The 12,325-nt window shown below is 68.6% G+C and carries 12 protein-coding genes; 3 read left to right on the forward strand and 9 right to left on the reverse strand.

The genetic code is table 11. The features are described 5' to 3' along the window. Positions 1-212 precede the first annotated feature (212 nt). Positions 213-1,151 carry a Ku protein gene (locus AB0G74_RS16410; protein WP_361146202.1) on the forward strand — a complete coding sequence of 313 codons (939 nt, stop codon included), beginning with the start codon at positions 213-215 and terminating at the stop codon, positions 1,149-1,151. Positions 1,152-1,157: 6 nt separating this feature from the next. On the opposite strand, the gene AB0G74_RS16415 is transcribed toward AB0G74_RS16410, so the two are convergent. Then, positions 1,158-1,610, reverse strand: a complete 453-nt coding sequence (locus AB0G74_RS16415; protein ID WP_361146205.1) for a hypothetical protein — start codon at positions 1,608-1,610, stop codon at positions 1,158-1,160. A 612-nt stretch (positions 1,611-2,222) separates the two neighbouring features. Here AB0G74_RS16415 and AB0G74_RS16420 point away from each other — a divergent pair. After that, positions 2,223-2,468: a hypothetical protein gene (locus AB0G74_RS16420; protein ID WP_361146208.1), complete on the forward strand. Its 246-nt coding sequence runs from the start codon at positions 2,223-2,225 to the stop codon at positions 2,466-2,468. Positions 2,469-3,090: 622 nt separating this feature from the next. Here AB0G74_RS16420 and dapF read toward each other — a convergent pair. Both dapF and AB0G74_RS16430 read right to left on the reverse strand, forming a co-directional pair. Then, positions 3,091-3,990 carry a diaminopimelate epimerase gene (gene dapF, locus AB0G74_RS16425; protein ID WP_361146218.1) on the reverse strand — a complete coding sequence of 300 codons (900 nt, stop codon included), beginning with the start codon at positions 3,988-3,990 and terminating at the stop codon, positions 3,091-3,093. Then, the gene (locus AB0G74_RS16430; RefSeq protein ID WP_361146221.1) at positions 3,987-4,238 is read right to left on the reverse strand and encodes a hypothetical protein; all 252 of its coding nucleotides are present in this window, start codon (positions 4,236-4,238) and stop codon (positions 3,987-3,989) included. Before AB0G74_RS16430 ends, dapF begins: the two co-directional genes overlap by 4 nt. Positions 4,239-4,383: 145 nt before the next feature. On the opposite strand from AB0G74_RS16430, the gene AB0G74_RS16435 reads away from it, so the two are divergent. Then, a complete protein-coding gene (locus tag AB0G74_RS16435; protein ID WP_361146223.1) occupies positions 4,384-5,160 on the forward strand; it encodes a GntR family transcriptional regulator in 777 nt (258 codons plus the stop codon). A 120-nt stretch (positions 5,161-5,280) separates the two neighbouring features. On the opposite strand, the gene AB0G74_RS16440 is transcribed toward AB0G74_RS16435, so the two are convergent. The 6 genes from AB0G74_RS16440 to AB0G74_RS16465 all read right to left on the reverse strand — a co-directional run bounded on the left by AB0G74_RS16440 (position 5,281) and on the right by AB0G74_RS16465 (position 12,230). Next, positions 5,281-6,342, reverse strand: coding sequence for a dihydrouridine synthase (locus AB0G74_RS16440; RefSeq protein WP_361146225.1), 1,062 nt, complete (start codon positions 6,340-6,342; stop codon positions 5,281-5,283). Further along, the gene (locus AB0G74_RS16445) at positions 6,339-7,274 is read right to left on the reverse strand and encodes a leucyl/phenylalanyl-tRNA--protein transferase (protein ID WP_361146228.1); all 936 of its coding nucleotides are present in this window, start codon (positions 7,272-7,274) and stop codon (positions 6,339-6,341) included. Before AB0G74_RS16445 ends, AB0G74_RS16440 begins: the two co-directional genes overlap by 4 nt. A gap of 11 nt (positions 7,275-7,285) precedes the next feature. Then, positions 7,286-9,139, reverse strand: a complete 1,854-nt coding sequence (locus AB0G74_RS16450) for a non-ribosomal peptide synthetase (protein ID WP_361146231.1) — start codon at positions 9,137-9,139, stop codon at positions 7,286-7,288. A 122-nt stretch (positions 9,140-9,261) separates the two neighbouring features. After that, complete coding sequence (locus AB0G74_RS16455) at positions 9,262-10,527, reverse strand: MFS transporter (protein WP_361146233.1); 1,266 nt, start codon at positions 10,525-10,527, stop codon at positions 9,262-9,264. 55 nt (positions 10,528-10,582) lie between these two features. Beyond that, complete coding sequence (locus AB0G74_RS16460; RefSeq protein WP_361146236.1) at positions 10,583-11,440, reverse strand: thioesterase domain-containing protein; 858 nt, start codon at positions 11,438-11,440, stop codon at positions 10,583-10,585. A gap of 448 nt (positions 11,441-11,888) precedes the next feature. Further along, positions 11,889-12,230, reverse strand: a complete 342-nt coding sequence (locus AB0G74_RS16465; RefSeq protein ID WP_361146239.1) for a hypothetical protein — start codon at positions 12,228-12,230, stop codon at positions 11,889-11,891. Between the last annotated feature and the right edge of the window lie 95 nt (positions 12,231-12,325).

Here is a 12,325-nt window from a genome sequence, read left to right on the forward strand (position 1 = left end):
GGCAGATGCCGAGCCCGGCTCCCGGGGTGTCCGGCCGCGGTCGCCGCAGGGCTGCTGGCGGCGGACGGGGGTTCAGGGCTGGTGGCTGCTTGGCGAGCTGGCCGAGCTGCCGGGCGTAGGCGTCGCGCGGCACCGTTTCGTCCCGGGGCGGTGCGTTCGTTGCGGTCGTAGGCTGGCCGGTGGGGGTGCCCGTCGCCCGTTGGGAGGTGGTGGTGCCGCGTCCTGTGTGGGCGGGGGCGATCAGCTTCGGCCTGGTCACCATCCCGGTCAAGGTCCTGACGGCGACCGAGGACCGCAGTATCCGGTTCCATCAGTACCACGTGGCGGACATGGGCCGGATCAGGACCCGCAAGGTGTGCGAGCTGGACGGGCGGGTCCTGCGGCAGGACGAGATCGGCAAGGGCTACGAGGTCTCCGCGGACGAGGTCGTGCCGCTCACCGACGAGGAGCTGGACGAGCTGCCGCTGCCGACGGCGAAGGCGATCGAGATCGCCGCGTTCGTCCCCGCCGGCTCCATCGACCCGGTCCGGATCAGCGACTCCTACTACCTTGCCGCTGACGGCCAGGTCGCCGCCAAACCGTACGTCCTCCTGCGCCGTGCCCTGGACCGCAGTGAGAAGGCCGCCGTCGCGAAGTTCGCCTGGCACGGCCGCGAACGCCTCGGCCTGCTGCGCGTGCGGGGTGACGCCATCGTGCTCCACGCCCTGAAATGGCCCGACGAGGTCCGCTCCCCCGCCTCCCTGGCCCCGCCAAAGACTGAGCTGGACGAGGACGAGGTCGACCGTGCGCTCGCGCTGATGGACACGATGGCCGCCGACGACGCCTCCGGCTACCGCGACCACTACCGCGAAGCCCTGGAAAACCTGATCCCCGCCAAATCCAAGGGCCGGGCAGCCGCCCCCGCCCAGGCCCCCGAGGCGGAGCTGGCCGGGCAGGTCGTCGACCTCATGGCCGCCCTCAACGCCTCCGTCGAGAAAGCCCGGGAACAGCGCGGCGAGCCTTTGGAGGCCGAGGCGACCGTCCACGACCTGCCCCGGCGAACCACGAAGAAGAAGACACCGCCGCGCAAGACCGCCACCGCCAAGAGCGGCGCGACGAAGACCGCCGCCGGGAAGAAGACCACGGCCCGCAGACCGAAGAAGACCGCGTGAAAGCTGTCAGGGGCCGGGTGTGTGGGCGGGATGTTCCGGGGTGCGGCGGGCCTGTTTCATCTCCGCCTCGTACACATGCTCCCGGCCCTTTGCCAGTTCCTGCCGGATACGGGCCTCGACGTCGGTGAAGGGCCGGTAGTAGTGGGTGTTGTACGCCTCGATGATCTGGTAGGTCCAGTGGCCGGGGATGACGTTGCGGCCGACGATCTCCCGCTCCAGCAGGTCGGCCTGGGCGTCATGGCCCGCAGCACGGAGTTCCTCGAGCGCTTCGTCGAGCCTCAGGTCGGCGCCGCCGGTCAGCTGGTGGAAGGTGTAGAGGCTGCCCCGCGCCCGCTCCACGGTCTCCAGCGCCTCCGACAACGCGCCCAGCGCCCTCACCGTCGCGTCACTCACTCCGTCCGGGCGCCGGTGGAGCGTACCGGACTCGGACTCTTCCTCCCCGGTGGGATCGTCGTACACGGCCCCTCCTGAATCTCGTGACTCGTCGGCGTCGGCGGGACGGCCGGACCGTCAGCCCGTAAGCGATACCCCCGGAGCGATACCCCCAGTGGACCGACGACGGCGGAGCCAGGCCGCGGTGACGGGGGGTGAGGCCCGCCCCGCGCCCCGGGGAACCCGGCGGTGCATATCTGACCTCGTCTGCCACACCGGGCGCCCCGAGCACTCCGGGAACAGAACGGGACGGCCCCACAGCCCCCAACCTTCCATCCCCGGAGCGACCTCGGGGCGCGCCACGCCGGGCCGCCGGGCCAGGAATGATGCGCGTCCACCCAGCGACAGCAAACACCCGTCGCTGTCTAGGCACGGCAGCTTTTCCAGGGGTTCAGCCGAGATACGCGTCAAAGGCGCAATCAGTAGATCTCAATCCCCGCGATCGCGGGGCAGAGCTGGGCTCTCCTGGTGGCAGCGCAGCAGGGCTAAAGGAGCATCTCCGCAGGCGCGAGGCGTGGCCGATCGTGTTACGTCCCTCTGGTCGCCGTCGACGCGACGAAGGTCCTGAAAAGGGGCCCGCGGTAGTCGTTCGTTTGGCACAATTTGGAGCGCTTGCCACTTGGCTGGGGGAGAGATGGAATGACTGATCGGGAATCATTAGCCTTGGTATTTTGCTTTATTACCGGGATGGTTATGTCCTTCCTCTGGTCAGAGGGATTCAGGCCTGGCGCCATCCTCGTCGGCCTGATCATTGGCGGTTTTATCTGGGACTGGTTGGAGGAGGCGAAGCCTGACGAAGTCAGGCGCCCAGTCCTCACGATCTTTGCCGAGCTTGCCAGCATCGTCGGCGGTATCATCGCTGTCGCAGCTCTGATCAACAAGTAACATCTCCGTCGACTTCGTGTTCAGCCTGTCGGCTGCGCCGACGCCATGAATTCGACCACCGGACTTCTCATGTGTGGATAGTGACGCCGACGACCGGTACGGGAGCGGCAGCCGGACGCGCCTACACCAGGGCTCGGTCGCGGGGCGGATGGCGGCGCCTTGGGGGGTCTGCATGTCCGCCGGGGAGTGTCCCGCGATCACAGGACGGCGTTCACCGGCGCCCGGCCGCACCGGACCGGAGGGGCATCCCCGCAGCGCGGGGCGGAACTCGCCCTACTCGGAGCCGCCGAGGTCGTTGCCGGAGCATCCCCGCAGGCGCGGGGCGGAGCTGGTGAGGAACGGGTCACCGATCCGGTCGCCCGGAGCATCCCTGCGGTCGCGGGGCGGAGTGCGGGACGCGCGGGCGCAGCGAGAGAGGGGCATCCCCGCAGTCGCGGGGCGGAACTCGACAGGCCCTGGTGGCGTCCGGACATCCGGGGGACATCCCCGCGATTGCGGGGTGGAGCGACCGAGCAGTCGGGTGCTTTGGGTGGCACCTTACCGGTGTGGCATCACGTGTATCCGCTGATCCGTCGTTCCCGGCGGGAAGGTGGTTCTCAACGTGTGGTGGGCGGTGCGTGGTTCATGCTGCAGTCGTGATGTTGGGGGTCGGATCGGTTCGGAGGGCGGGGAGGTGGAGGGTTCCGTGGGTGGTGATGGCGGCGGGCCCGGTGAGGTAGAGGGTGTTGTCGGGGAGGACGGCGACGCGGAGGCGACCTCCGGGGGCGTGGACGAGGTAGCTGTCGGCGCTGTCCGCCGGGTCGGCGTGGCGGAGGGCGGTGACGGCTGCGCAGGCGCCGGTTCCGCAGGAGGGGGTTTCTCCGGCGCCGCGTTCGTGGACGCGCAGGGCGATGTGGCCGGGGCGCTGGGGGACGGCGAAGCCGACGCTGACGCCGTGGGGGAAGGCTTCTTCGGGTGTCACAGTGGGGGCGGTGGTCAGCGGGCCCGCGTGGTCGAGGTCGCCGGGGAGTACGACGGCGTGGGGGTTGCCCATGTCGACGTGGAGTGCGGGCCAGGTGCGTCCGGCGGCGGTGACGGTGATTGTGTCGGGGCCGGGCAGTTCGGGTCGTCCCATGTTGACGGTGACGTCGCCGTGGAAGCGGGGGCTGGGGTGGGGGACGTGGACGTGCCGGGTTCCGGCGCGGGTGGCGATGGGCAGGGCGCCGGGCGGGCACAGGCCGGTGTCGACGAGGTAGCGGGCCAGGACGCGGATGCCGTTGCCGCATGTGGTGCCGGTGCTGCCGTCGGGGTTGCGGTAGTCCATGAACCACTCGGCTTCCCGGCCCGCGTCGGTGGCCGCGGTCAGGGTGGTGGTGTGGACGGCGCGCAGGATGCCGTCGGCGCCGATGCCGGTGCGCCGGTCGCACAGGCTTCTCACCAGGTCTTCGGTGAGCCGGAGGCGGTTGTCCGGGTCGGGCAGGACGATGAAGTCGTTCCTGGCTCCGTGGCCTTTGGCGAACGGGTGCGGCGGGCGGCGTGTCATGGGCGGGTCTTCCGTAACTCGAAGCGGAGCCAGGCGACCTGGTGGCCGTCGGCGCTCCGCAGTCCGTAGGTGGCGCCTAAGTCCAGGACCGCGAGCAGGTGGAGCCAGCGGATGACCAGGGCGTCGGTGAGGTCGGTTTCGACGCGGACGGCGCCTCTTTCGGCGATGACGCGGGGTTCGTGTCCGGTCAGGGCGGTGAGCTGGGCGACCGCTGAGCAGATCTCGGCGGTCTGGCGGTCGTAGCTCACGGGACTCGCATTCGCTCAACGTCGATTACGCAAAGTGAATCAAGTTAACTAGCTTCCAGCTAGTGGACTAGATTGTCAACCCGTACCCGGCCGGGCGGCCGCCCGCCCGGGCGACGCCGGGTCAGCAACACCGTTGAGGAGTGGCATGGCTGACGGCAGCTCGGATAAGGCTGCTCCCTACCTGCGGGTGGCAGCCGTGATCCAGGAGCGCATCGCCGACGGAAGCTGGGCCCCGGGCGACCGCCTCCCCTCCCGTACCGAGCTGGGCGACCAGTTCGGCGTCGGAGAGAACGTGATCCGCCGCGCGCAGGAACTCCTCATCTCCCAGAACATCCTGGAAGGCCGGCCCGGGGCGGGAACCTACGTCCGCGCCCCGTTCGAACGCCGCGTACTGCCGCGCATCCCGCAGCCCGCAACGGCAGACGCCGGACGCGGTCCGGCTCCGGCCGGCTTCACCGGCACCTGGGAGGCGGACAGCACCGCCAAGGTCCCCGCCCCGCCCGCCATCGCCGCCCGCCTCGGCGTGGAAGCCGGCGAACTGTGCGTCCGCACCGCGTACGAGTTCCTCACCGACCGGCTCCCGGTAATGCTGGCCACCAGCTGGGAACCGATGACCGTCACCGCCGGCACCCTCGTGGTCCTGCCCGAGGGCGGCCCCTACGCCGGACACGGCGTCACCGCCCGCATGGCACAGCTCGGCATCACCGTCGCGCGAGTGGTCGAGCGGCCCCGGCCGGTCCACGCCGGCCGCGACCAGGCGCAGCTCCTCGGCATCGCCGCCGGAGCCCAGGCCACCCTGATCGAGCGCACCCACTACGACACCACCGGCCGCCCGGTCGAGACCGCCGACCTCCTGGTCCCCGCGGACCGCTGGGACATCACCTACGACATCACCCTGCCACCGGCCGCGCTCGGAGCCTGATATCGGCTGCCGGGCGCAGTGGTGGCGGAGCGCGGTGATCGGGCCCGGCACAGCTCAAGGCCGGTCTCGGCGAGTCGGCCGGCTTGCTGTAGCTGTGCTCCGTTTCAGGGGCCGGTGCTGCTACACGGCGCGGAGCGGTTCGCGGCCAGCCCGATCGTTGTCGGCGGCGGGCGGACGGGTGAGGGCCTGGTGGTGGCGGCGAACCACTGAGTCCATCCCCAGGAACAGGCCGTCGGGGGTGAAGTGCGGTGCGGTGAGGTGACGTTCCAGCGCTGGCAGGTAGTTCCAGCGCACCGCAGGATGGGCGGAGTGTGCGTAGTGATGCAGGTCGCCGTAGGGAAGCCAGGTCGTCGCGGCGAAGGCGGCCAGGGCCCGGTTGCGCGGATACAGGCGCAGGCAGCGCCCGGCTTCGACCCAGGCCGGTGAGCCGGTCCGTGAGTCGGGGTCGAACCAGGTGTGTTCGTTGACGAGGCTGAGCCAGGCGAGCTGCGGATAGAGCAGGAGGCGCGGGAGCAGGACGCCGCAGAGTACGGCGGGCCAGCCGCCGACTATGTAGGCCGCTCCCAGCACCAGACCGATCGCGCCTGCCCGGTGCCAGAGGCCGGAGTGCTGGGAGAGGTTGGCCCCGAGGCCGGTCAGAGTGGTGCGCAGACCGCGGGGGGTCAACGGATAGACGAGAGCGGTGATGAACTGGAGCCGGGTACTGCCCGGGTTCATCCCGGCTACTCGGAGTTCCTCGAGGTTCGGGTCGGTGCCGGCCAGGGTGGCGTTGGGATGGTGGTCACGCACGTGCCTCTTCCGGCGGACCGGCACCGGTACAAATCCCAGAGGGTGGTGGACCGCAACCTCGGCGAGCAGGTTGCCCAGGCGGGGGGAACGGGTCAGGGCTCCGTGGACGGCGAAGTGGCTGATCTCCTGGAGATGGCGGAAGGCGACGGCGACTCCCAGCGCGGCGCAGAGCCAGCCCAGAGGGCCGCCTGTGGCAGCGATGCCCCACAGCCCGACGATCTGTATCCACTCGCCGATGAGGAGGAGCACGGGGGTGACGTTGTTGGCCTGCTGGCGTTGCAGTCGCATCAGAGCGGGCAGGGCTGCGGTCCGGGGGCGTTGGCGGGCATGCCACCAGCGGTCTGCCTGCCGCAGGAGTACACCAACTGCGACGAGGCCAAGGAAGAAGATCACGTCTGTCCCTTACGGTGGGCGGGCTGAGAAGAAGCAAGGCACGCGGCCTCAGACACTTCGGCCTGGGAATTGCGCTGGGTCTGGTGCACGGCGTGGCCGCCATCAGCATGTTCAGGCTGAGGAAGGAGCGCAGCGGGTGCCGGGGCTGGCAGAAGGCAGCCGGCGTGTTCTCGGCCTGTGGTCAGACGCCCGGGTTCCGGTTGTGCGGGTGTGAGCCACTGCTGATATTCGTCGCGGGGTATGCCGCGCGCGCCGAGGCGGAGCGTGTAGTCGGTTTTCACCTGTGCGTCCAGTAGCCGAATGCTGCCCGCTGTGGTGCGGCGGGCGAGATCCGCGATGGCGATCTTGGCGGCGTCGGGTCTGGTGTGGAAGGCGGAGGACATGACGAAGACCTTGTGCAGTGCGAAGCCGAACAGACCGCCGATCAAGTGGTTGTCTTCCCAGACCTCGATGCTGTGGATCCAGCCCTGGTCGTGGAGGACGTGGAGGGAGTCGGTCAGCGCCGGGGTGATCCAGCGGGGTTTACGGGAGCCCCGGCAGGCTTCAAGTACGCCTTCGAAGTCCTCGTTCACGCTGGTCGTCCAGTGATGGGCGCGGATCGTTCGGCGAACGGTGCGTCCAAGGGTGACCTCGCTGGTCGGGAGGACGTAGCGCGTGGGCGGGGACCACCACAGGGTGCTGTAGGGGTTGGTGGTGGAGGCGAGGAGCGGGATGTCACCGGCTTGCACGTCGGGGCTGTAGGTGGCTTCGTTGTCGGCGATGTCTTCCGGCGCGGAGCGTGGCAGGCAGAAGACGCCTCGCAGATGCGCGTTCAGGACGGACTCGGGGGTCAAGTCGCCTCCGATGGCGGCGGGGATGCCGAGGCCGTGGCCGAGCGCGATGCGTTCCCAGTCGGGGGTCATCGGGGGTGCGCCGGATGTCAGAGTCGTCATCGACATTCCGTTCACCGGCTCGAAGCGGCGACGCGGGGCTCTGGCGCTTGCACGGTTGCCCGGTCGATGGCCTGGTGGAACTCCTCGAACCGGGGGTGGTCGAAGATGGTGCGTATGGGCAGGGCGAGCCTGAGCTGCTGCCGGGCGGCCATGATCATCTTGGTGGCTTTGAGGGAGTCGCCGCCGAGAGCGAAGAAATCATCTGCGGGTTCGATTCTGGTCACGCTCAGCGTTGTGCTCCACAAAGCGTGCAACGTGTCACGCAGCTCGTCGTGCCGGGCGGGCGGAGCCGGGGGCGTGGTGGCGGCCGTGGACAAGGTATGGATGTCAGCCTTGCCCGCCAGGCTCATGGGGATCGTGGACACCGGGATCAGCCGCGGCAGCATGTGCGGGGGCAGACTGCTGGCCAGCGTCGCGCGGACCTCGTCAGTGGAGACGCCCTTGTCGAGAACCACCCAGGCCGTGAGCACTGTCGCCTCGCTGTCGCCGTTCAGCGCCACAGCGGTGTTGCCCACTCCGGGGCAGGAGCGCAGGGCCGCGTCGATTTCTCCCAGTTCGACGCGGTGACCATGGATCGAAACCTGATTGTCGAACCGTCCCAGGAACTCGATCTGACCTGCGGCGTTGTACCGGCCCCGGTCTCCGGTGCGGTACGCCCGCAGTGGTGTGGCGGCATCCGTGGTCTGCAGGGTGGTGAACCGGGCCTGTTCAGCAGGTCCGGCGTTGAGGTAGCCGCGGGCGAGCTGCGGCCCGGTGACACAGATCTCCCCGGTCTGCCCGGCAGGAACGGGGCGCAGCTCCTGGTCGACGATCCAGATGCGGTTGCCGGGCAGCGCGGTGCCGATCACCGGGTCAGGGCGCTGGGCCAGGGCCGCGCCCGTGACGTAGACGGTGGTCTCGGTGGGTCCGTAGTAGTTGTAGGCCCGCAAATGGGTGAGGGAGCGCAGCTGCCGCCAGAGCTCTTGGTCGGTCGGCTCACTGCCGAGGATCAGGACGCGCAGTGATGCCAGGGCCTCGACACCGCAGGCGAGCAGGAGCGCACGGATCTGTGTCGGGGTTCCGTCGAACAGGTCGACCTGATGCTCCGCGAGCAGCCGTCCCAGACGCTCGGGATCGCGCCGGGTCTGCTCATCGACGACGACGAGGGTCCGGCCATAGGCGAGGTTGGCGAAATCCGCGAAGAAGGGGTCGGCGCTGGTGCCGCCGTTGAGCGCCACCCGCCGTACCTCCTGGGCCTGGCTCGCGTCTGCGTTCAGGGACCGCTCCATGCTGTCCGCCATGGCGGACACCGCGGCGTGTTCGACCATCACTCCCTTCGGCAGGCCGGTGGTGCCGGAGGTGTAGATGACGTAGGCGAGATCATTGGCTTTGATATCCGTGACGATGCCGCCGGACTCATCGGTGGCATCGGCGGCGGTGCAGTCCTGCGGGAACAGGAGTGTGCACGAGGACGGGAAGACGCCGCCCAGGTCGGGCTGGGTGATGGCGATGCGTGTTCCGCTGTCGCGAAGCATGTGCTCGCGGCGCAACGGCGGTGCCGCCGGGTCCATCATCAGGCAGGCACCACCAGCGAGCCACACCCCCAGGATCGCCACCACCAGGTCCGGGCCGCGAGAGAGGCAGACAGCAACCGTTGTCTCCCTGCCCGCACCGGCCTCGAGCAGCTGAACGGCGAGGTGGCGCGCGCGGTTCACGAGCTGGCGGTAGGTGACCTGCTTGTTCTCGTACAGCACGGCAGGGCGCTCGGGATGGAGCGCGGCCTGCGTGACGATGGCAGCCGGCAGGTTCTGGTTCGAGGCGGCAGTGGCGTCGGCCGCGGTGTACGAATCGGCGGTGCCGCCGGGCACCTCGATGAGGCGATGCATGATCGGTGTTCCTCCGAGAAGACGGACAGAGATGGGCTGTCGGGAAGAGCCCTCGGATGACGGCCAGGGGCAGCGACGACCCGGGGCTGTGTGGGCAGGGCTGGTCCGGTCGTGCGGCGGACTCAGCAGCGGACGGTGTCCAGCTGCTTCATCGACGGCAGCAGAGCTGCACATCCACAGACGATCAGCATGAGGACGCCGCCGACGGTGAGAACGAGCGACGGCCCCATGTGACGGGCCAGCAGTCCTGAGAAGAGGTATCCCAACGGCAGCAGCGAATAGGACAGGGCCATGTTCACGCTGTAGACGCGGGAGAGCAGGTGCTCGGGAACCAGGTTCTGCAGCAGGGTGTTCTCGATGACGTCGAAGGAGAGCCCCGCGCCGAACAGCATCGCCCCGGCGAACAGCATGACGAGGTGACCACCGAGTGAGCCCAGGACGAGGGACCCGAGCCCGAGTGAGGCGCCGAGGACCAGCAGGGCGGTGCCGGCCTTGATTCCCCGCATACGGCCGATCACCACCGCCCCGAGGAGCACGATGGCGATCTCGACGGCGCTGAGCAGCCCCAGCGTTCCAACCCCCGCACCGGCCTGGCGTACAAGAGCGGGCAGCAGCACGGAGTAGGGGGCGAGGCAGAGGATGTTCGCGACGAGGGAGATCGCGATAATCAGGGAGAGCCAGCGCGTCCGCCGGGTGTAGGCCAGGCCGGCGCTGAGCTCGGGCCAGATGCCCTGCATCGGTGTCACCGTCGTGCGGGACGCGGTCTTCGTCGCGGCCATGGCGAGGGCGGCGACACCGAAGGACACCGCGTTCAGGGTGAAAACGAAAGCGGCGCCGCCGATCCCGAAACTGACCCCGGCCAGCAGGGGTCCGGCCAGGCGGGCGAGGCTCCCGGACGCGCTGAAGACCGAGTTCGCCTTCCGGAAATCGTTCTCGGTGAGCAGTTCCCGGTTCATGGCCGCATACGCGGGAGTGTAGAACGCGCTGATGGTGCCCAGGAGCAGCGCGGCCGTCATCAGCAGAGGCAGGGACAGCCGGTTCGTGGCGGCTGACAGGGCAAGTACGCCGACGACCAAAGCAGCCGCGCTATCGGCGACGAGGACCACCGTGCGCCGGGAGAGGCGGTCGGCCACCGCACCGCCGACCAGAGCGAGGACGACCTGGGGGAGGAAATTGAGCGCCAGGACCACGCCCATGGCGGCCGCCGATCCGCTCAGCTCATACACGGACCAGCCCAGTGCTACCTGGTAGGCGCCGTTGCCGACCTTCGACACCGTCTGCCCCAGCCAGAAGATCACGAAGTTGCGCTGCGTCAGGAGACTCTTGGCCGGGGCTGCGGGGCTGTCGGCATCTGGTGCCGGCCGGGCGGGCCCGAGTGTGTCGGTCATGCTTCCTCCCCGCCGCCGAAACCGGCGGTCAACGCAGTGGTCCGGCTCGGGTGGTTCACGCGGTGACCTCGTCGAAGCTGCGGCCCATGGCAGTGACGAAGGCCGGGCTCTGCATGATCTGTCTGCTCGTGACCGCGTCGAGAACCACCACCCTGCTGCTGGAGGCGATGTCATCCCAGACGACCTCCGGGTCCGCAGCGGATTCCCGGGCGACGAAGACATTCACGGGGATGTCCAGCGGCCCCAGACGGCAGCGGAGAAAAGCGTGCATACCTGCGGCCCACACGACCTGGCGCCAGAAGAAGTCCGTTGCCGGCATCTCTTCATCGATCCACTCCAACGCCCGCATGCACTCGATCACCCGAGCCGGATCAGCTACCAGCCCCGGGGCGTCGAACTGCTTCCGCAGTGAAGCGAGGCGCAGTTCGTACAGGTCCTCCAGGCCCAGGCGGGGCTCGGCAGCCAGCTCTCCCCTCGCCGCGTTCACGAGAGTGAGCGGACCGACCCGCTCACCTGCGGCGATAAGACGGCTGGCTATCTCGTACGCGATCTGTGAACCCCCGCACAGACCACCGATCAGGTACGGCCCGGAGGGCTGCACACGGCGGATCTCACGCAGATAGAGCTCCGCGGTCTCGGGCACAGAACGGTGTGGATCCTCGCGGTCCCACAGCCCAGCGGCCTCGAAGCCGTACACCGGGTGCCCGTGATGGAAGGCATGGGCAAAGTCACGGACGAAGGCGATGTTGCCCGACGTCCAATGGATCAGGAACAGCGGGGTCCCCGAGCCCGGGGACAAGCGGATCAGCCGGCCCCCGCCAGGTGGCCGAACCGAGCGTCTCGTTCCCCACAGCGAAGTGAAGTCCGCAGACAGCGGAAGACGGCTGGTCTCAGCGAAGCCGGTGATGCTCATCAGGCGGATGTCTCCTCATGTATCGGGCGGAGATAGGGCTGGACGGCGCTGGCGCAAGGCGGCCCCCTTGGAGCGCCAAGAGTCGACGTGGCCTGGCAGGTTCGACCGACGATCGAGATCACGGTCCCCAGGTCACGTCGTCGTCCAGTGAGAGCACAGCGCTCTGCGCCACAGCCGGCGTTGCCCGCGGCACGGGAAACGCCCCACCGTGAACGAGCACCGGCGTCAGGCTCCCGCCAAATTTCCTGGTGATATCCGAGGAAGGAACTCGAAGGGGAGTCACTTAATTCACCTTTCGAAAAGAAATGAGAGCAGCACATGAAGGACGCCGGTTCGCATGAACCGGAATATGGCAAGGAGGCGCGCCGCGAATCCCGGCGATCGGGTGGCGGAGGTTGTTCACTACACTGGACGCCGATGGAAAGGCAGGGAAGGGGAAGTGCCTGTCCTAATCGTGACGTGGCATATCTTGTCCATCGGGATCCTCGTGCAACAGCTGGTCATGAAGGCCGGGCACCAGGCGCACTCCGCAGCCGAGCAGCGCGAAACCCTCTAGTTCCGGCTGTGTCTCGAGTGCGCGACGGCAGACCCTCGCAGCTCTGAGCTCGGCTTCCTCCACGGTGGAAGCCAGCATGAACAGCCCCACCAGCGTGCCGTCCGCAGCCTGCGGATGAACGACGATGTGCTCAAGTCCGTCGTCGCTATCGGCGCAGTCGGTGATCAACTGGTCCGCATGCCCGGGCAGAACGGCGTCGGCTTCCTGCCGGAGTTCAGCATGAACGAGGTACATGCCTTGAGCATCGAGGTGCGGAAATCGGCCTAGCAATCGAACCTGCCAGACCTGTTTATGCCGTTGCATGAATAGGACTCAGAGGTCAGACTCGC

The sequence above is a fragment of the Streptomyces sp. NPDC020875 genome, assembly GCF_040641415.1.
In the GTDB taxonomy this organism is placed as follows: domain Bacteria; phylum Actinomycetota; class Actinomycetes; order Streptomycetales; family Streptomycetaceae; genus Streptomyces.